Annotated in this window: 23 protein-coding genes; 6 read left to right on the top strand and 17 right to left on the bottom strand. The window is 39.3% G+C overall.

Features of this window, described 5'->3' with window-relative positions:
- The 14 genes from ACYIAR_RS15340 to ACYIAR_RS15275 form a co-directional block, all read right to left on the bottom strand.
- Entirely contained in the window at positions 1-1,026 is a 1,026-nt protein-coding gene (locus tag ACYIAR_RS15340; RefSeq protein ID WP_480330884.1) for a hypothetical protein, read from the bottom strand.
- A gap of 51 nt (positions 1,027-1,077) precedes the next feature.
- Entirely contained in the window at positions 1,078-1,509 is a 432-nt protein-coding gene (locus ACYIAR_RS15335) for a hypothetical protein (protein ID WP_480330882.1), read from the bottom strand.
- Between the two features lie 23 nt (positions 1,510-1,532).
- Positions 1,533-2,711 carry a leucine-rich repeat protein gene (locus ACYIAR_RS15330; RefSeq protein WP_480330880.1) on the bottom strand — a complete coding sequence of 393 codons (1,179 nt, stop codon included), beginning with the start codon at positions 2,709-2,711 and terminating at the stop codon, positions 1,533-1,535.
- Between the two features lie 91 nt (positions 2,712-2,802).
- The gene (locus ACYIAR_RS15325; protein ID WP_480330878.1) at positions 2,803-4,179 is read right to left on the bottom strand and encodes a mobilization protein; all 1,377 of its coding nucleotides are present in this window, start codon (positions 4,177-4,179) and stop codon (positions 2,803-2,805) included.
- Between the two features lie 147 nt (positions 4,180-4,326).
- Positions 4,327-5,292, bottom strand: a complete 966-nt coding sequence (locus ACYIAR_RS15320) for a toprim domain-containing protein (protein ID WP_480330876.1) — start codon at positions 5,290-5,292, stop codon at positions 4,327-4,329.
- Positions 5,293-5,541: 249 nt separating this feature from the next.
- On the bottom strand, positions 5,542-6,783 hold the full coding sequence (locus ACYIAR_RS15315; RefSeq protein ID WP_480330874.1) for a primase-helicase family protein: 1,242 nt from the start codon (positions 6,781-6,783) through the stop codon (positions 5,542-5,544).
- A 234-nt stretch (positions 6,784-7,017) separates the two neighbouring features.
- Complete coding sequence (locus ACYIAR_RS15310; RefSeq protein WP_480330872.1) at positions 7,018-7,380, bottom strand: virulence RhuM family protein; 363 nt, start codon at positions 7,378-7,380, stop codon at positions 7,018-7,020.
- An 11-nt stretch (positions 7,381-7,391) separates the two neighbouring features.
- Positions 7,392-8,600: a site-specific integrase gene (locus ACYIAR_RS15305; protein ID WP_480330870.1), complete on the bottom strand. Its 1,209-nt coding sequence runs from the start codon at positions 8,598-8,600 to the stop codon at positions 7,392-7,394.
- Between the two features lie 283 nt (positions 8,601-8,883).
- Positions 8,884-9,573 (bottom strand): hypothetical protein, encoded by a 690-nt coding sequence (locus tag ACYIAR_RS15300; RefSeq protein WP_480330868.1) that lies wholly within the window; start codon positions 9,571-9,573, stop codon positions 8,884-8,886.
- A gap of 1 nt (position 9,574) precedes the next feature.
- Complete coding sequence (locus ACYIAR_RS15295; RefSeq protein WP_480330866.1) at positions 9,575-10,594, bottom strand: DUF4373 domain-containing protein; 1,020 nt, start codon at positions 10,592-10,594, stop codon at positions 9,575-9,577.
- Positions 10,595-10,948: 354 nt separating this feature from the next.
- The gene (locus ACYIAR_RS15290) at positions 10,949-11,269 is read right to left on the bottom strand and encodes a hypothetical protein (protein WP_480330864.1); all 321 of its coding nucleotides are present in this window, start codon (positions 11,267-11,269) and stop codon (positions 10,949-10,951) included.
- The gene (locus ACYIAR_RS15285) at positions 11,250-11,534 is read right to left on the bottom strand and encodes a hypothetical protein (RefSeq protein WP_480330862.1); all 285 of its coding nucleotides are present in this window, start codon (positions 11,532-11,534) and stop codon (positions 11,250-11,252) included. Before ACYIAR_RS15285 ends, ACYIAR_RS15290 begins: the two co-directional genes overlap by 20 nt.
- Before the next feature lie 2 nt (positions 11,535-11,536).
- Positions 11,537-12,010, bottom strand: a complete 474-nt coding sequence (locus tag ACYIAR_RS15280) for a hypothetical protein (protein WP_480330860.1) — start codon at positions 12,008-12,010, stop codon at positions 11,537-11,539.
- Positions 12,011-12,232: 222 nt separating this feature from the next.
- Positions 12,233-12,952 (bottom strand): hypothetical protein, encoded by a 720-nt coding sequence (locus ACYIAR_RS15275; protein ID WP_480330858.1) that lies wholly within the window; start codon positions 12,950-12,952, stop codon positions 12,233-12,235.
- A 376-nt stretch (positions 12,953-13,328) separates the two neighbouring features.
- On the opposite strand from ACYIAR_RS15275, the gene ACYIAR_RS15270 reads away from it, so the two are divergent.
- The 6 genes from ACYIAR_RS15270 (at position 13,329) to ACYIAR_RS15245 (ending at position 16,988) form a co-directional block, all read left to right on the top strand.
- Complete coding sequence (locus tag ACYIAR_RS15270; protein WP_480330856.1) at positions 13,329-13,796, top strand: hypothetical protein; 468 nt, start codon at positions 13,329-13,331, stop codon at positions 13,794-13,796.
- A 391-nt stretch (positions 13,797-14,187) separates the two neighbouring features.
- Entirely contained in the window at positions 14,188-14,622 is a 435-nt protein-coding gene (locus ACYIAR_RS15265; protein WP_480330854.1) for an HU family DNA-binding protein, read from the top strand.
- Positions 14,623-14,683: 61 nt separating this feature from the next.
- A complete protein-coding gene (locus tag ACYIAR_RS15260; RefSeq protein WP_480330852.1) occupies positions 14,684-14,893 on the top strand; it encodes a DUF4248 domain-containing protein in 210 nt (69 codons plus the stop codon).
- A 3-nt stretch (positions 14,894-14,896) separates the two neighbouring features.
- Positions 14,897-15,289: an HU family DNA-binding protein gene (locus ACYIAR_RS15255; protein ID WP_480330850.1), complete on the top strand. Its 393-nt coding sequence runs from the start codon at positions 14,897-14,899 to the stop codon at positions 15,287-15,289.
- Entirely contained in the window at positions 15,286-15,492 is a 207-nt protein-coding gene (locus ACYIAR_RS15250) for a hypothetical protein (RefSeq protein ID WP_480330848.1), read from the top strand. Before ACYIAR_RS15255 ends, ACYIAR_RS15250 begins: the two co-directional genes overlap by 4 nt.
- A gap of 1,076 nt (positions 15,493-16,568) precedes the next feature.
- Complete coding sequence (locus ACYIAR_RS15245) at positions 16,569-16,988, top strand: D-Ala-D-Ala carboxypeptidase family metallohydrolase (RefSeq protein WP_480330846.1); 420 nt, start codon at positions 16,569-16,571, stop codon at positions 16,986-16,988.
- A gap of 102 nt (positions 16,989-17,090) precedes the next feature.
- On the opposite strand, the gene serS is transcribed toward ACYIAR_RS15245, so the two are convergent.
- From serS to ACYIAR_RS15230, 3 genes are all read right to left on the bottom strand, one after another.
- A complete protein-coding gene (serS, locus tag ACYIAR_RS15240; protein ID WP_480330844.1) occupies positions 17,091-18,365 on the bottom strand; it encodes a serine--tRNA ligase in 1,275 nt (424 codons plus the stop codon).
- A gap of 248 nt (positions 18,366-18,613) precedes the next feature.
- Positions 18,614-19,153: a C40 family peptidase gene (locus ACYIAR_RS15235; RefSeq protein ID WP_480330842.1), complete on the bottom strand. Its 540-nt coding sequence runs from the start codon at positions 19,151-19,153 to the stop codon at positions 18,614-18,616.
- 446 nt (positions 19,154-19,599) lie between these two features.
- A complete protein-coding gene (locus ACYIAR_RS15230; RefSeq protein ID WP_480330840.1) occupies positions 19,600-20,367 on the bottom strand; it encodes an SDR family NAD(P)-dependent oxidoreductase in 768 nt (255 codons plus the stop codon).
- Between the last annotated feature and the right edge of the window lie 6 nt (positions 20,368-20,373).

Genomic DNA, 20,373 nt, shown 5'->3' with positions numbered 1-20,373 from the left:
TTATATGATCAGTTCTTTTTTTATACAATCACGAAAAATTGTGTATGTTCTTAGCACATTATCAGACACTTCTCTAATCTCTCTTTCATCATTATCGATAACATCGTAATATTTACGAATTTCATCAGAATTATTGTTATCAGGATATGGTATTTCACGTTTTCTATATTCTTGAGTCATTAAAATATCTCTTAATTCTTCTTGAGTGTATTCATTTTCAGGTTCTTCATATTCCCAATATTTTGTGTTGTAAGCACGACATATTTGGCAAGTTAATGATTTTAAATCATCTAATGCTTTTGATAACTTGGTATAACTATCGTTAAGATAGGAATTGATAAATCTGTTTTGAGGATAATCTTGAAAATATTGAACATAGTCCCAACACTTTTCATACCATTTAAAGAATCGTCCAGAAGAACGAAAATCTGTGATACTATTGATAAATTCTTCCTCAGACACAAAGGACATCATTTTTTCAAAAATTTCAATATCGTGTCTCTTGTAATCAAATTCATTTTCCTTAGCGACAATATCATTGTAATTAAATATAATATCAGACAATAGTTTTGTTAGACACAATGATTTGACAGATTTTTTGTCAGTATCTTTTTTCCTGTATGTGATAATTCGATGTGCGGATATATCAAAAGGTAAGTATTCGACACTACCATATTCTTCATTACATATGCAAATAATTCTTTCCCAACCTAAAGAACGCACTGCAAACCCTAATTCAAACATTACATTAGGATTGGGCAAAGCTCGTTGTTTTACATTATCTACTACAAGAGTATATGCAGGTGTTACGTCACATATAAAAATATCAGACTTACCTATTTTTGTTAATATGGCGTTGGGGATGTCTGGTGCTCCTGTGGAACCTCTCGAATCTTCAAGAAGCTCTATACTAATTGATAGTTCATTAAAGGCGGATATTATTTTGTCTTTAATATAACTTTTGTTTGCGTAACCTCCAATATAAGATTGCCATGAATAAAAAACAGAAAATATATGTTCTTCCATACCACAAATATCAAAACTCATTAACATTTAGCTCTATATAAAGAAGGCTGATTAGTTAGTACACTTATTAAGTCTTTCTTGTGCATCTTTTATATCTTCAATGTTGCACACTTCGAGATATTGACTCCAAGAATAGTAATCATTCTTTATTTCTGCCATTTTATAAGATAGTTCTTTTAATTTCTTACCAACTTCCAAAGATGCATAACGGACACCCAATTTATATGTCCTCTTAATATCTCCATCTTTCTTCATTTTTGATATTAGTATATTCGAGACATCTTTTGCATATTCTCCTTTAGGATATTTATCAAGGTATTTCATGCATTCATAGTCAACTTCGTAGTCTTTCGCATTTTTTACATTAGAATATATAGACCTTTCTGCTCCGTTATACGCATCAACAAACGGAAGGCACAAACCAATTAAGCATAATACAGCTAATATGGCACATCCATTTTTTTGTAATATTTTTATTTTCATAAATTGCAATTATTATATTATTTTCATTTTTTAAATATCAGAGAATTCAGTTTATCATTTAATTTGAATGTAAATTGTGATATATTATCCCAATAAAAACTATAATCACTATTCCATGACATTGAACTTCTTATGTATTCTCTGTTTTTGTTTAGAATATTAACAGCGTCTAAAACTTCTTGATAAATATTCGTTCTACGATAGAGATATCTTATATATGCATCTATTAGCGAGGTTATGTGTTCTTCTTTAGAATATTGGTGCAAGGCCTCAAATTTCACAGTATTTTCTTTGTCTTTATAAGTTTCCTTTTCTTTATCTGTCATATACGAAAATGTACAATACCCACTTTCTCTTGTTTTTTTAGAATATGATGGCAGTAATTTCCCTAAATATACATCAGACGGATTAGCATTGCTATATGCAAACTCATTTAATGTATAGGTATCATCATCTCCTATTTTTGTACGAATATGCTCATCTATAGAAACCGTATAAGATTCTATTATTTCTTTAATATTTAATGAATCAATATAATTTAGAACAGTCTCTTTCATAGCATTAATTTTCTTGATATAGGAGAAACAACCATTTATATATGCTTTAGCATCATCAATATTTATGAATTTATCAACATCTTCATCACTTGCCAAAGATATGTTATCAACAAAATTTCGTTCGATATTCAATGAAGCATTGTTTGTATCAAATATCATTGAGTATTTGTATAAAAACTCAACATAACTATATAATGGAATATCTGAGTGAATTACTGCATAAACATATTTTTTTGCAGTAATATTCCATATTAAATATTCGTTATTTTGTTTATGTAATACATAACCATATTGTTTGTCATTCATTGAATAGCTATTGCAAAAATCTGTAATTCTTAACTCACGAACGATCTTTAAATTGTATTCTTTGGAAAATCTATCGTAAGCCCAGTAACCAATTTTAGGTATAAAATCAAGATGATGAAGTTGCGAACAGTTCTCAAATGTATTATAACTAACAACTTTTACATTACGACCACCCAAAACTGCTTTCAAGTTTTTACAGCCAAAACAGAAATATTCTGGCAAAAAGGTAATATCATCTGGTAAAGTAATTGTTTCAACAATATTATTATATTGAAACATCCTTTCAGATAATTTTGTCCCTTCTGGTATAATCACATGTTTATTGACTTTCCAATCCATTTTTCAAGCTTGTTATTTATTCTGCAAAATTACTCAAAAGTCGTAATAATAAGCACTCTACGGGCGAATTATTACGACTTAGGGGTGTGTTTTATAGTTTCAGCCCTCGATTTTGGTTTCTTCTGCTTGTCGGCAGTCCTAACGCTTCCATAAACTCATCTTTCTTGCGTCTGAACCACGAATGGCGTGAAACTCCATCGATATTAAGGTCAAAATGTCCCTCTCTATCTTGTTTAAGAGAGCAAATAGCACCATTAGCTGAAAACGATTGGTTATGTTCCGATGAGTAGAGTTTACCTGTAACAGATACATCTTTGAATGTGCATAATTTCCGTATAAGGTCGTCCGTAAAGCCCATCTTTTCGCTGAGGTATTTAATCATCGGCATCAGTTTCTCCACATACGGGAAGTAACGCAAAATCTTGTCGATATATTCCGATTGTTTGCGGTTCTCTTCTTCGTAAGACCTCTTAACCTCCTGCATCTGCTTTTGATGCTCCACCTGCATTTGCTTGATATCGGATTGCAGTTGCTTGATGGTCTCATCTCGGATGGCTATCTCATCTCTCAAATCCTCATTCTTGCGTTCCAATGATTTCATCTTACCGCTGCCGAAAAGAGAACTCACACCGCTTGCAAGGGCTGTGGCTGCATCGGTGGCTACGCTTTTTAGTTTGTCGGTGCGTATCTCCGATTTCACCTGTTTGAGTTTTTGCTCGGCAAGATCTATCTGGTGTTCCTTGTGCTGCCGTTCAACTTCTATGCGTTCCAGCTCTGCACGCTGCTTCTCGATGATAAAGTCGTTTCGTTCCAAATGCTCCTTGCCTGTCTCGGCTTTGGATTGCCCTCGCTCCATTGATAGGATTTCAGATAACAATGTCTGCATCTGTGTCATATCATCATCGTTGAGTTTGTAACTCTTCCCCGTTTCGTGATTCATCCAATCGAATACGATATGTGCGTGGTAGTTCGGCTTAAACCATCTGCTACCGATTTGAAAGCTCTCCATATCGTCTGCATTGGGCTTTCCACTCAGCCAATGCCCCTCGTCTTTGTGCAGGAATATTTGAAGCGGTGTGATACCCCAACGCTCCTGGCACTCCTCGCCAAATCTGCGAACATCCTCCAATGTTGTATCGGACTTGATGAGTAACACGCCCTCACGAATTGGAGAACATCCTGCCACTTTGATAATCTTGCCACTCTTGTTTTTGCGTTCTCGCTCTTTTTCTTGCATTGCTCGCCCCGTCTTTGCTTTAACCATCTGCTTGATGTTGTCGTAATGCGTCTGCAAATCGTAGTCGGCAATGCGAGGGTCTATCCAATGCTCGTTGTCGGCAACAAGTTCGGGAATGAGGTATATTTTCGACTCTCCGATGTTACGCATATATTCGGGAGTTCTGAGGTTGTGAGCCTCGCTTGATGATATATTGCAAGGCTTGATATGTATGCTGCTTTTTATTGCCATAGTTCTTTGATTTTATTGGTTACAATTAGGCTGTTTGTTTGCTAGTTTCCGCTTACGGGGTCCTTAGGGGCAACGCCCATAAGCGGAGTGCAGAGAGGTCACTCTGCCCCACAACTACACATCGGCGAAGCGTGTAGTTATAGTGGGCTATAACCTGAAGCCTCGTTTCTTCTTTGGCTGCGGTTGTGGCATCCGTCTTACGGATTGAACTTGCGATTTCTTTACTGCTTGTTTCGCTTGTATTCTGTGGCGTAAGTAGTCGTTCAAATCCTTATGCTCGGCATAGTGTTTCGACATATCCCTAAGCTTGTCTCCGAACATCTTTTTCAGACTCTCCATTGCCTTTTGCCCTGCTTGGTCGTTGTCGAGAAAACAGCCGATTCTGCTGTATGGTTGTAGCAGTCGTTCTGCTTTTGAGAGGTTGGTAACGGAGTTGAGTACCATATAATCCTGCGCCTCGATGCGTGGCTCTTCGGGGTGGTCGTTTACCCGAATGGTAAGATAAGAGAGGTAATCCATAAACCCTTCGAAGAGGTAACACGTTGCTCGTGGCTCGCCCTGCTGTCGGATATGTGTAATATCCTTTGGAGCAAGACAACCCTTGAAGTAGCGGTTACGGAGTTCATAGCCTCCTGCCATATTCGGAAAGCCGATGGCGAAGTATGGCTTACCGTTATACTCAAATCGCAACTCCTTACATTCTCTTTTGGCGAGTTCGATGTTTATGCCTCGCTCCTGAAAGTAGGCGATTAGTGCAGGCGAGGATAACTCGCCAACCTGTATGTCCTCGAAACTATGATTAGAGGTTTGTTGCTCGCCAAAAGAAAAGGTGGCAGGGCGTATGTATGGAGTCCGCTCCGCTATGCGAGCCAACAGATAGGCTACATTCTCGCTATGGTACAGCTCGGCTGCCAATGCGATGATGTTGCCACCCTTGCCTATACCGAAGTCATACCATTGGTTAAGTTCGGTATTTACCTTGAATGAAGCATCGGTTTCGTTTCTCAGTGGTGATTTATACCATAGGCTTTTGCCCTGCTGCTTGATAGGCGTATAGCCCAAACTTTGCAGATAATCTGCCAACTTGATTTGTTTTGCATCGTTGATTGTCATATTACTACGATTTTGAGGTTAATGAAATTTTGTTGATTTGATGAACCGTTGATGTAATATGCTTATATACAACCTTGTAACCTCTCAACATCTTCTCAACAAACCGCTCACCAAAAGAGAAATTCACAAACGGTGGTTGTCGGTCTCTCAACTTCTCTTTTGGATTGTTGAGATTTTGTTGAGAATGTATATTGCTTGTTATCAGTGTGTTTATACTCATATTCAACAATTCAACAGAAAAAGATAATGTTACAAGGATTCGAGTTGCTCCCTTGTGATGGTGTAGAAGCGTCCCACTCTCCTTATCGGCTCATAGTGGCAACTTTGGTTGTAGTTGCCTTGATAGGTGGTATAGGTAAGTCCGTTGGGTGCAGGTGTCAGTTTCCAACACTCTTGCACCACCTTACGCACTTGGTGTTTCTCTACCTTTACCTGAGAGTGCATCAACAGCACGATAAAGTCGTTAAGGCAGAATGAAACGCTATCCACATTCATAGTTGCCATAATATCGAGCAACAGCTCCGACATCTCTATCTCCAATCGGTTGCGGTTGCTGCGGATAATCCTCTGCAATGCTTCGGTATGCAGCAATGAGGGGTTGAACCACATTCGGCTCTCCCTCTCGGTGGATAACTTTCGATTGGTGAGGAAATGAAGAAATGCGGGTATTTCTGCTTTTAGTCGTTGCAGGAAGTTGGTATCATCGGACTGCAAGCGGTTTATCTTGCGTACCCAATAGCGTGTTTCTCCTGCATCGATGATTACGGGCAGATACTCGTTGTTGGAGCATAGCACGAATTTGGCAAAGAACGCTATTTCGTCACGGTCTTTGCCTTTGGCTTCCACCTTGTAGGATAATGTGGTACTAAGATTCTTCAACCGCTCGCTGTCCTCCCTGCGATTGAGCAGCACCTCATCGACCACGATAAGGAGCTTGCCTGCCCAATCGGAATTGAATTGACTGCGGAAATCCTCGTTGGTGTTGAATGTGACATTGTTCTGAAAGAGGGCTTTCAGAAAATTGAGGAATGTGCTCTTGCCTGTGTTGCGTTCCTCCGATACTAACAGCAGGATTGGTAACTTCTGAACAGGTTGCAGGTAGAGCAGTTGCAGATAGTCCATACCCAACTCATATTGCTCACCGAAGATGTGTTCTATCAATGAGCGGATAGAGGGGAAATCACCCTCCTGCGGTCGGTGGTCTATCGGCTCATAGAGGTTAAGAAACTTGCCGATTACTGGGCGATAGCCGATGTGTTCGGGTACGGTGCAGAAACCGTCATACTTGGGAACGCTGCCGATGTAGTCCTTGCCATAATCTTGGCGGAGCGTTTCATTGTTCCACGGGATACGCTTCTTCACATATCCGCCACTCAGTCTTGGCTGCTCCACAATCTTGTAGAGTGTTGTTCCCACTCGGATAAATTCTTCTTTTGCCATACCGCCATCTGATGGCGGTTGATAGCTTGTTGTAACTTTTTTAGCTTCCATATTTCACTCTTTTGGGTTTGAAAAATGTCAGCTACAAAAATATAAGTGATTGATGGATAAGTTGCTACGCAAATTGTAGCAGAATGATGAATAAGATACATTGAGGGTGGGAATGTGAGGGGTATATAAACACCACAAGCCCGAAAACAGGCGAAAAACCTATCTTCGGGCTTGCTTTGCTGATTAGTCAGCCGATATGCAGACTTACCGATTTATCGGCTTGTCGGTATGCCATCACGACATACCCGATATAGAGTTTGCAAGCGAAAAGAGATAACATACTTTCTCTTTTCGTCCGCATATTCTCTTTAACAACTCACCCCGTATCTTCTCTGCACCGTATGAGTTGATGCGAAATGCAAGGGCTATAATCATATCCATATTGTAGAGGGTAGCCCAATAGGTATATGGTATTACTTCGCAATGTTGAGTGTGTTCTGTTATCACTCCGCTTTTGTGTATGGCTCGGATTTCAACCTTTAATGTGGGTGCTGCCACATCGAATAGCGCCATAAGTTCCGTAAACGACATCCATATATTGCTATCAGGAATGTTCACTTTGCCTGATTCGCTGATTGTTATTATTGTTCGTTCCATATCTATACATATTAAATTGCAAATCTTCCGCTAACTCGACTCTCAAACATTGATATATCGTGTTCAAGTTTGGTATTAGTAACCTTTGCGTAAATCTGCGTTGTGGTAATGTTCGTATGTCCGAGAATCTTGCTTACACTCTCTATCGGCATACCATAGTTCAAGGCTAACACTGCGAATGTATGCCTACTCAGATGGAACGAAGTTCGCTTCTCGATACCGCATATCTTGGCAACCTCCTTGATGCGTCTGTTAATCACATCGTGGCTACCGATATTGAATAGATTGTTGCTTATTCTGTATGGCTCATATCGTTTGATAATCTGCATAGGAATATCCATCAACTTGATTTGGAACGGTACACCTGTCTTTTGTCGCTTTGATACAATCCACGGTGAACCGCCCAACATTGTAATATTCTCAGTTGTCAGGTTCTTGATGTCGATGAATGATATACCCGTCCAACAGCCGAACACGAATAAATCTCTTGCCAACTCCAAATCGGGATTATTCAATTCAACAGTTGTAAAGGCTTGCAGTTCCTCCTCCGTCAAGAAACCTCGTTCCTTGTGGTCGGGGTCAACCTTATATTGGGCAAATGGATTGCGTGCTATCTTACCGTTATAGTGAGCAGTAGTTACAATATGCTTCAGTGGTATGGAGTATATCCATACTGATGACTGAGCCAATCCAACCTCATTTCGTAGATACAAGCAATAATCACGAATGAAATCTTCAGTAAGTTCATTCATTGCAATGTCATTGCGCTTGTAATGCACCTTGATAAACTCGGCCAGATATTTTCTTACGGTGAGATACTTTTGATATGTACGCAGAGAACGATCCTTGCCAACTCGTTTGGCAAAGGCTTCGTTCTCCTTGTCGAATGCTCGAAGCAGTGTTTCATACTCCGTTCCGATGCCTTGATAGGCATTGCGTACCATTTCGGCAGTTACAAACGCCTCACGGTCTGAAATGCGTTGATAGTGCTTGATGATTTGAGCCTTGATATTATCCAAAGCCAAATTGATGTCTCTCGATTCTTTACTCTTGCCCTTTGCTCGGTTGCCTTTTACATCCCATAGGTCTTTATGGATGCTCTGCTTGCAACTGAATTGAGCCACAGAACCGTTGATTGTTACTCGTCCCATAATCGGGACAATACCGTTTTTCTCTTTGCTTCCGTTCACGTAGAACAGCACCTTAAATGTACTTCGCATAATCTAATCTTTTTTTAGTTACAAAATTAGTTATCAGCGAGTTACACATTGATATGCAAACTAACGCAGAACGATGAAACGTGACGACACAAAGAAAAACTTTACTGCATTATCGGGTAATGACTTGGCAACCGTTCTATTTCATTACCTTGCGTTTCTTTGCTAAATTGCTATTGTCACTATTTCTGAGGTTTTCTGTTTAATGCGTTATGGCTCAGTTCAAAACGCAGAAATTCACCTTTTTTGCATCGAATACCGTGATTTTTTATTAAAAAAATAATCTTCACGCCCTCATCTCCCCCCACTTATCAAACTCCTGCATCAGCAGCCATGCCATCGCTTGGGATTTTATGATATACTGGCAAGCATGCTCCGGGATATTAAAACCTCCGGTCGGTTTGAAATCTTTGAAACGCTCCATGGCTTCCAGTTTCTGCTCACGGGTGTGATGGATAATTCCACGGTCCTGCAATGTCTTGTAGATATATGGCGGGCGGAGCATTTCCAGACTTTCTCCGTTTTTGTAGCGACGGAAGGCTTCGCGGGCGTATTGCATATCCTGGTCGGCGGAAGAAAGGCTGTTGTCGGCGGAAAGGGCTTTTTGCTGTTGTTCTTCCTGAATCCTTTTGCGCACCTGTTGGCGAATATCACTTGTCTTGTATTTTTCAAGCCAGGTTGTGAATGTCCAAAGATTTATTCCGCTAAAGCGTCCTAAGCGTCCTTTTGCTCCGTTTTCAAAGCAATATTCAATTTCCTTGCATGTCAGATAAGAATAACACTGAAAAAGGTCTGATACGAGTTTTGCGGAAATTACACCAACCGCCTTTTCTTCATAAGTCTGATAACCGACCATAAAATAGCATTGCACTATCTGGGACGATACAAACTCGGTCAACTCTTTCTGGCTCATATCTTTTATCTTTCTATCATGCATTGCTTTATAAAGCATCATTTCTTCATAACTGTTTTCCATATTACAATCCTCCTCCATCTAATAATCGTTGGGCAATAACACTCGCTTTTTGAGCACATTCCATAGCCTCGTCAACCTTCGATTTCTTTTCTTCACGAATCTTACGGGGCTTTGAATTTTGCTGTTCCAATATCTCCGGAACTGACTGGAATTTCAGGTATCTCCACCAGTTTATCAGACGGCGTTTGTAGTCGTTGATGTTAAGCATCGAACCGGTTTCGCCGATTGACACTATGTGCTGTTCAAAATAGTCCATAATTTCTGGCAGCAGTCTTAACACCGGAGATCCTTTCCCGCTGCTTCTGACAACGCTGCTCAGCCATTCTTCGTCTTTCATAAGCTCGGCATTCCACTTCTTGCAGTTTTCGCTGAATGAGTTTGGCTTTTTAATTTCTTCCTCTAAAACTATAACTCCATTCGCTTCTCGCGCGCACGCGCACGCGAATGATGAAGAAGAAGAATATAAATTTTTTACTTTACTTTCTTTTACTATACTTTCCTTTACTTTACTTTGTTTGGAAATGTCAACATTTTCACCCGTTGAATCAACTGAAATGTTACATTTTTCATCATTCAACGGAGATGATTGTTGCATTTTTGAGGCGTTTTTTGATTCAGAAAAACGCTTTGGAATTGGCACCAAAAGATATTCAACATTCTCACATACAAAGTTTTTACGGCGTGATATAATTTCAAAGAAACGCTCCTGTATTCCTTTTGATGTTAAGATTTGGTGCTCTAAAAAGAGCTTTTTGTTAAAGAAATTAAACTCAACCAGAAAGTCGATTATCTGCTGCACCTTTTTACTGTTAAAACGTGAGTGCAACGAATATGTAAACACCTTGCAAATTGTTTCATTCCATCGCATATAATAACCATTCGTATATATTTTGCACAATAGTTTTATATACACTCCGGATGCTTCGAAGCCAAAATTTGCCATTAGCATTTCGATTTTTTCATTTTCGAAAAATTGTGTGTCCAAAGGGAAATACGATAATTTCTTTATTTCTGTAGCCATAATTTTTTAGTTTATTAGTTAGCAATTTGTCAAGGCTGAAGGCCTTGCATTTTACAGCGTAGGGCAACGCCCTACGTTTCAGGCATTTCCCCACCTATTATACGCCCTGAAGGGGCATAACTGAGGGAAGTTCCGCCCTTTCAGGGCTTAATATATGATACACGTCTGAGACACAGGGTGTTGCCCTGTGCTATATAATTTAAGGCTTTCAGCCAAATATGTCGCTCCTTCAGAGCTTATTTTCGGCGGTGACGCATCATAAACCTAGGGCTTACACCCTAGGCTATATGAGTGTCGCTCTTTCAGAGCTCCTTTGTTCCAACGGATAACCTCAAATCCTCGTCAACTCGTTTACTAGTCAACTTGTCTCCTCATATTTATTGCCCTCACAATCAACCTCACTGTCCTCACCGTCAACAACTCCGACGGCAAAACACGTATAAGTAACCAACCGCAGGCGGCTGCCTCATTGTATTTTTCCATATCACGCAGGAATCCTTCGGGGCGGAAATGGCGACCGCCATTATAGAGACCACCTTCAACCTCGACGGCAACTTTTGCTTCAATGATTGCAAAATCGAAGCTCCAGTCGCGCGTGGGATGGAAACGGTGCTCCGCAACGACATGAAAGCCGGTGTTGCGGAACACCATATCGTCAAGCGGCGAATAACTCATTGTAGTCTATCAGGAATTGCTCAGCTTCATACTGAGAGTCGAACATTTTCACCTCATACGTGTTCATCCGGTTGTCGAATGCTATCCAGGCATTGTTGGCTTCTTCATAGAAATAGCCGTAATCGTGGTTATGGTTGAAACTGTAAGCACGGCTAAGATGTTCACCAACATTCAGCTCATTGTATTTTTTCTTTGCCTCATTGTCGAAAAGGCAGGAGTTCATAACCTCCCGCACTTTTTCTGCATTAATCATGTAGTTTTTCATAATTACGCAACTTTTTTAGGTTCTACATTGGTGTTTTCTATTGTCAGGAACTTGTCCAGTCCGTAACGCTTGCCTTTCGTGATGTAGAGCAGTGCTTCACGTTCGCAAAGTGACATATCTTCAAGAAGGCGGTCAATCCAAGCATACTCGTCTTTGCCAAGATGCAGACGTACAGACATATTGGTTGTCGATTCGTAATTCACTGAAAGATGGGCATATATGGTCAGCAACTCACTATTTCCCGACGGTTGGCGATAATATCCGTCAACAACAAGATTATGATAACTTGTTCCCGTGATTTTTTCAATATGGAATGCAAGGTTTTGCATTGCCAACGCAAATTCTTCGTGAATCGGCGCCTCGTTGAAATAAACTGTGCGATAAGTATCGTCGTTTTTTTCATCAAAAATTTCCATTTCTACTTTTAAGTAGTTACTTTTGACGGAAATTTGGTAAATCGTTTTGTTTTTTCCCATACATAAATGATTTATTAGTTTTAAAATTACCATAGGTTAACCTAAGACGTGAGTCTTGGGTTAACTTTTTTTGTCTCTGTCTCTGTTCCAACGGATTTGCAATCCGTTGGTTAACATTAGTGGATTTGCAATCCACATTGATTGGAACGGGATTAAAAATCCCGAATAGCATACACATTGGATTACAAATCCAATGGAACGGACTATTTAACTTCTCCATAATCACGCTGCTTTAGGTTCTTCCTTATATTCCACGCTTGGAGAATCTATTCTTATTCCTTTCCTAGCCTGCTGTTTCGCAAACATTAACATCGGGTGCATTATGCGGCGAAGGTCTGCATCGGGCAATCCCTTACCAACATTTTCCCACCAGAATTTGAAGAGTTCAACATATCCGTCAACGGTAAGAGCTTCAGGTATCAGTTCCATTTCAACGGCGTTCAGTTGCAATGATGCAAGACCAGACGTGCGGCGTTCAGCAGCACGATTGTAAGCTTCTGCTTTTTTCTTCTCGTCAGTAATTTTACTGATACGCTTTTGCGACATCTCGTAATTCTTCTGAAGACGCGCAGCTTCGGCTCTGGCTTTTTCAGCCACACTCCTCAGATACTGTTTCAAAACAACATTGCAATTGTAAGCCGGCGAATCCGTTTTCTTCGGATCAATAGCATTTTCAAGTGCAACAAGCTGCTTTTGCAATTTAGTCAGCGTATCAGTGAACGGTCTGCGTTTTTCGTGCATCGTCCGGACTGCACCGGAACATTCAGCGATGTAAGTACGGATTTCTTCGGCTAGATTTTCATTCATGCCATAAGTTTCAGCCTGCGCAAAAAGTTTTTCACCTGTGGTCTTAGTTGCAACGCTTTTTCCGGCATTTTCGTTTAAAACGGTCTCAAAAGAATTGATGTCAATTTTGAGAGTTACTGATTTGTTTTTTCCCATATATTGAGATTTAAAGTTGATAAGTGGACTATTCCTCTTATCTTATAGTAACAAATATAACGATATGTTTTTTAACTACAAAATATTTATACCATTAATTTACAATATATTTAATTTTTTCTGTTATTGTTTTTTATTTAAAATATGTTTATACATTAGCACTACTTTGATATACTAGTGCCTATCCGAACCTATATGGAAATACGTCCGTATATATTCTTTCGTGGGGCAATATATATTTCTCCGTGGGGTCGGACCTACAAAAAATGGCTTCGGGACTTTTTAGATATACATAGAGCTGCAAAATGACGTAACACGACAATTGTAAATCATCAGAATATATTTTGGCGGGCAAAAATTTTAAACTTTTGCAGCTATGAGAACATACATTATTTTATTATTCATGTCAACTATGGCGAGTTGCCACTCCTCACGTAAAACCGCCGTGGAAAATATTTCCGAAAACAGAAAAATAGAATTGGAGAAAATAAGCACAAGGAAAGTTGATATTCCGGCGAGCAACGTGTCTATGAAAATCCCTGCGATAAATGGCGTGATCAACAAAACTCCGCCGGGAAGTTCCTACAACGCACGCAAAGGCAACGCATCCGTCAGCGTGCGGTTCATACGTGATACCCTTTTTGTTGAAGCTAACTGCGACAGCCTTTCACAAATCATATGGGAATACGAAAGGAAAATAGGAGAAATGCAAAATTCGGAAATAACCGACAAAACAGAATCTAAAATTAAAAGCTCCGGATTTCGGAAATATTTCCTTGCGTCTGCTTTTATCATTGCGATTATAATGCTCTTGAGATATAAAGGAATCTTTCGGAAACCTTAAGCGGACAGATGCGGACAGTGGGAAAAATGGGGGGCGGTAACTTTGCAATAGATTTAAACATGGAGACAAGAATTAGAATTGAAGCGCTCCTTCAGAGCTTGTATGTGGGTGGCGGCTGGTGACCCAGGGCTCACGCCCTGGGCTATGCCAAAGGCTTTCAGCCTTATCCCTCCGTTCCAACGGATTTGAAATCCGTTGGTTAATATTGGTGGATTTGAAATCCACACCATTGGAAACGGGATTACAAATCCCGAATAAATTTCCATTGGATTGCAAATCCAATGGAACGGAGGCTTTCAGCCTTATACCCCTTGTTCCTGTAGCCTTGTCAACTTGTTAACTCGTCAACTCATAAACTAACAAACTTATAAACTCAAAAACTTAAAAACTTATGCCAGTAAAGTACCGTTTAGTAAAAAGAAAAGTAAGTGACCTCAAAGGTGGTCCGGCAGTTGAAAAATCCTATGCACAGACTGTCTACAACGCAACTATCGAGTTGGAAGATGTCTGCGAGCTGGTGTCGATGCGTTCGTCAATGTCGAGCGCAGACGTGAAAAGTATCATCGATTCGCTCAACTACGTGCTTGCCTTTGAGATGAAGAAAGGAAACATCGTAAAATTGGGAGAAATCGGAAACTTCCGCCCGTCCGTATCGTCAATTGGCGCAGGAGAAGGCGAAGAATTCTCGGTGGCAACCAATATGCGAAAGTCAAGAATCGTGTTCACTCCGGGCAAGCTGTTGCAGAATATGCGTTCAGGATTGTCATATTCCGAAGTTGAGCCGGTTGTGGTAACTGAAGTTTGCGACAAGCCTCATTTGGAGTAAATCCACTGAAAAACAGTATGTTTTGCTTGTTTTTGTCATAATTTTTTACTATTTTTATATTATGAAAAACAACGCATTACATATGAAAGAACTGGCGGTTATGTATTTTCCGAACAGCACCGCCAGTTCGGCACGCCGCCAACTAAAGCGTTGGCTGATGCTCAACACTACGCTTTGGGAGTCGCTTCTCGAAGCAGGTTATATCAACGGACAGCGTGTTTTTACGCCGCTCCAAGTTAAGTTAATCTTTAAATATTTGGGAGAACCGTAGTCAATGCCTGTAAATTACAAATTAATCAAAAAGTGCATCGGTAAATTCGGTGCCGGTAAAACTGAAAAATACTATGCAATAGTATCACACAGCGGAACTTTCGATTTAGATGCTGTTTGTGAAGCTGTGGAAAACCGCTCGCATCTGAACAGTGCCGCTGTAAAATCCATCCTTGACAGCTTTTGTTACATAATTCGCAGGGAACTACAAGAAGGTAGAATTGTCCAGCTCGGAGAATTAGGCAGTTTCCGCTTGTCGTTATCCTCGGATGGTGTGGACAATCCGGATGAATTCATCGCTAACAGAAACATAAGAAGCTCAAGCCTTATCTTCTGCCCCGGCAAGAAAATCAAACTGAAAAAAGATTCTCTAAAATTCAGACACGTGACAGAATGATTCAATTATATGTTGCCGTAACGCTTTGCCTCAGTGGCATTGTTTTATTATTTCTCGGTTTCTGGATTCCACCTCAAGGAGAGATTGATTCTTCAGTCCTGGTTGCCTTCGGTGAGGTTTCGACGTTTGCAGGGGCGTTGTTCGGGGTGGATTATAAGTACAGAGACAAGAGATCAGATACAAGGGGACAAGGGAAAGAATAATACACCAAGGATTTCAGCCACTCACACAAAAAAAGGGAACAACCTAATGGCTGTTCCCTTGACCAAAACCTTAACTATGAAATTGTATCATACCAGCTTCACAGCTGATAATGATACTGAATTATTTACAAAATTACTGGATTATTTTTCCCACTTTTCTTGTGGCAAATGTATATTTTTTAATAATTTCAACCAAATTTATTTATATGCTATACAACATATTTTAATAAAAAAAACAAAAGGGAAGAGCATCACTGCTATTCCCTTCAACAATGAAAAATCATTTATCAATATCAAAATTTTCAGTTATACAAAAACCATAAATGGAAAAGAGAAACTTCACAGCTTCCCTTCTCCTAATGATTCTTAAGAAAATACCATTTTAACTATTCAAATATAACCTTTATAATATAACAATAAAAATAACTTTTATATGTTATTCGACATAGTCCAATCATATACTCCGATAGATTTGCAATTCATACCATTCAAAACGTGATTGCAAATTTAATGGAACAAAAACAAGGAGGGAAAAAGTAGCTGCTATTCCCTCCTTAATTGAACATCTATGTAAGAATTAACATAAAGGGAACAGTCATTACGACCATTCCCTATAACCTTAACTATAAATTGTATCAATAAGCTTCACAGCTTATAATGACACTTTTTTAATTAACCAAACCTGTACCCTAAAAAAAATAGCGTTTTATCATTGTAGTTTTTATATTTTCTCAACTTTTATTTTTCACCACAGTAAATATTAAATTCCCAAAATACAATTTAGGAATAATCAATATTTATTTAATTGCGAAAATAATATTTAAAATAATTTCAAACAAATTTATTTATATGCTACACAACATATTTTAATAAAACAAAAGGGAAGAGCATCACTGCTGTTCCCCCTTCACCTTAAAATAAGGCGAACTCACTAAAAGCCTAATAATTTTATTGATTAAAAGTCAATATGGCAATAAAACACCATACAGCCTCTTCTCTTTAAAATTACATTAGGGTATATTGTTTAACATTTTTCAAATGTAATCTTTTACTAACTACAATCAAATAATATTTATATGTTACACAACACAAACAAACTATCACCAAATTTCAACTTATCCGAACTCACCCATTCTCTGACCGCTATTGAAAACGCAATAGATAATACGCCTGATGAAAAAAGTTTGGAAAGCCTCAAAAATCTTTGTAAAAATCTTTTGCAGCCTTTGCGTGACAAGCTTGGGAAGCCTATTCATGTCACAAGCGGCTATCGTTGCGAAGAGCTTAACCGTCTTGTTGGCGGTGTTCCGACGAGCCAGCACACTAAAGGTGAAGCTGCGGATTGTTATTGTACGGATGGTCCGGAATTTCTGCTTCAAGTTCTTCTCGACTCGGGGCTGGAGTTTGACCAGGCTATTGTATACAAAAAGAAAAACTTTTTGCATTTGTCATTGAAAAAAGAAGGGAACAACAGAAAGATGATTTTAAGGAGCTGACAAATTTTTAATACAAAATAAAAATAAACAAGGAGTATTAATCTGACTTTCAATTAATACTCCTTGTCAACTTTTAAGTTGAACAGACTTGCACAACTTAAATTACTTAATCATATCAAATCCAGTGTAAGGAACCAACGCTTTAGGTATGCGTATTCCCTCTGGAGTCTGATTGTTTTCAAGCAATGCAGCGACTATACGAGGCAATGCCAAAGCACTACCGTTCAATGTGTGGCAAAGCTGAGTTTTCTTGTTTGCATCACGATAGCGGCATTTCAATCTGTTTGCCTGATAAGTATCAAAGTTAGAAACTGAACTTACTTCCAACCAACGCTGCTGTGCTTCTGAATATACTTCAAAGTCGAAGCAAAGTGCTGCAGTGAAACTCATATCACCACCGCAAAGGCGAAGGATACGATATGGCAATTCAAGTTTCTGAAGCAAACCTTCAACATGGTCAAGCATTTCTTTGTGTGATTCTTTTGAATGCTCAGGAGTGTCGATACGAACCAACTCTACCTTTGAGAATTCGTGCAAACGGTTCAAACCTCTAACGTCTTTTCCGTATGAACCAGCCTCACGACGGAAGCACTGAGTGTATGCGCAATTCTTGATAGGCAACTGTTTTTCATCAAGAATAACATCACGGTAGATATTTGTAACAGGCACCTCAGCTGTAGGAATAAGATACAAATCATCTACTTCGCAATGATACATCTGTCCTTCCTTATCCGGCAACTGTCCTGTTCCGTAACCAGAAGCTGCATTAACAACTGTAGGAGGCATAATTTCTGTATATCCTGCCTTACGAGCTTCATCCAAGAAGAAATTAATCAAAGCTCTCTGCAACTGAGCGCCCTGACCTTTATATACAGGGAAACCAGCGCCTGTAATCTTAACACCAAGGTCGAAATCAATCAAATCATATTTCTTTGCCAATTCCCAGTGAGGAAGAGCGTCTTTCGGAAGTTCTGTTTCCATACCGCCCATCTTCTCAACTTTGTTGTCTTCGGCAGTCTTTCCTTCAGGGACTTCGTCATAAGGTATGTTAGGAATTGTGTAAAGAATGTTCTGCATATCTTCTGCAGCCTTATCCATCTCAGCCTGCAAGTTTTTGCATGCTTCCTTGATTTCGGCAACTTTCTTCTTTGCTTCTTCAGCTTCTTCTTTCTTGCCTTCCTTCATCAAGGAACCGATAGACTTTGAAATTGAGTTAACCTCAGCAAGGTTTTTATCTAATACATTCTGTGTACTGCGTCTCTTATCGTTCAATTCAAGAACCTGCGCAATTGTTTCTTTTGCATTCTTGAAATGTTTCTTTTCCAAACCTGCTATAACGCGGTCTGTTTCTTCTGAAATTAACTTTAGCGTCAACATATATGTTTTATTAAGTTTTTGAGTTTTTGAGTTTTTGAGTTTTTAAATTGACAAGGTGACGAGGTAACGAGTTGACAAGTTAACAAGATAGAGACTAACATCTACTTGACTACTTAACTCCTTGACTTCTTAACTCCTTAACTCCTTGGCTCCTTAACTCCTCATCCGATAGTCCACCGCCAACTTAAAGACGTGCAAAGATAGAAAGAAATGTAAATTATTTCAAAGAAATCATTCGGAAACTTCTTTTACTGTTTCACTCTCCCACCGCAAATCCATGTTCGAGCATAATAAGGTTCGCTGAGGCTGCTGACCATCACACCGCGGGATGTACTGGTGTGTATGAATTTTCCGTTTTTAAGATATATACCTACATGATTCGGAATCTTTTTCCTGCCACTTCCCGTGCGGAAAAAAACTAAATCTCCTTCCTTCAGCTTCGAACGGCTCACTTTTTTACAGTCTTTGTTCAACATCTCTCTTGCTGAGCGTGACAATTCTTTTCCGTAAACTTCTCTATAAATTATTGTAACAAAACCGGAGCAATCAACTCCTCTTTTTGTAAGTCCTCCCATCCGGTGAGGAACACCAAGCCAATGGGCACCGGCATTATAAAGATAAATATTATCATCCGGAGTTAGTCGGACGCCATAAAGACGCGACAATTCCTTCGGTCCCTTGAAGTCTGCCGGCAAAACAACCTTATCCTTTTTTCTGCTTCCGCACGAACAAAGTATCAGAAATAATATGGAAATTATACATATATAATTGATTCGTCTGTCTGGCATATTCGATTATTTTTTTCAAAGGTTGTACATCGTTTTGCATGTTAAACGGACTTTTCCGGAAAATGATTATTATTTGTCAGGAGTTCCATAATATATGAAACAAAAATTCCATATATTATGAAAAAGTTTTTCCATATATTATGAAATTTTATTTTCATATATTATGAAAAAAGTTTTCCAACATAAAAAAATTAGCTGAAAATGTAATCAGCTAATATTCAACGATTAATACAAAAACGATATAATACCTAGGTTAATGAAGTTTTAAATTAGGAATTTAAGCTCCGCAAGTTGCTCAAATTAAAAGTTGAGAAGACTCCAGAAACAAGTTGACAAGGTCAAATATCTGCTAATCAGCTCTTAATTATACCAAAATTTCCTTGTCAACTTATTTTCTTGTTAACTCGTTAACTGAACATTTAGCCCGGCGAAACTTGAATCAGGAATTACTTTACCGGGTTTCTATGGCTGATAGTACCTGTTGCCTGATTTGTTGGCATAACCAGCACTTCAGCTATCTGAACATGAGCAGGAGCTGAAGCTGCGTAATAAGCAACATCGGCAATATCGTCGCCCGAAAGAGCATGGATACCTTTATAGAAATCATCAGCTTTCTGTTTGTCGCCACGATAGCGTACTACTGTAAAATTAGTTTCCACCATTCCGGGCTTAATATTTGTAACTCTCAGAGGTGTATCAACCAAGTCAATGCGAAGGCCGTCCGACAAAGCTTTGACAGCAGCCTTTGTTGCACAATATACACTTCCGCCCGGATATGCTGCGTCGCCGGCAATTGAGCCTACATTAATTATATGTCCGCATCCGCGTTCCACCATTCCCGGAACAACCATGCGTGTCATTGCTAGCAGAGCTTTTACGTTTGTATCGATAACAATGTCCCATTCGTCTAGCGAACCTTCGTGTTCCTTGTCAAGCCCAATGACAAGCCCGGCATTATTTATCAGGACATCTATATTCTTCCATTTACCTTCCAATGAATTTACGGCTGAACGCATAGCTTCACGGTCGCGTACATCGAACGGAAGCAGAAGAACGTCAACATTCAAAGCCTCAAGCTCAGATTTCAATGCTCCGAGTTTTTCCAAATTACGTCCGTTCAGGATTATATCATTTCCTTCTTTGGCGAACTTTCTGGCACAAGCCTCTCCTATTCCGCTTGTTGCGCCGGTTATTAGAATAATTTTTCCTTTCATACAATT

The sequence above is a fragment of the Parabacteroides sp. KHUB-01 genome, from assembly GCF_056640935.1.
Note: the sequence above shows the minus strand (reverse complement) of the source record. Positions and strands in the feature narration are given on the sequence as shown.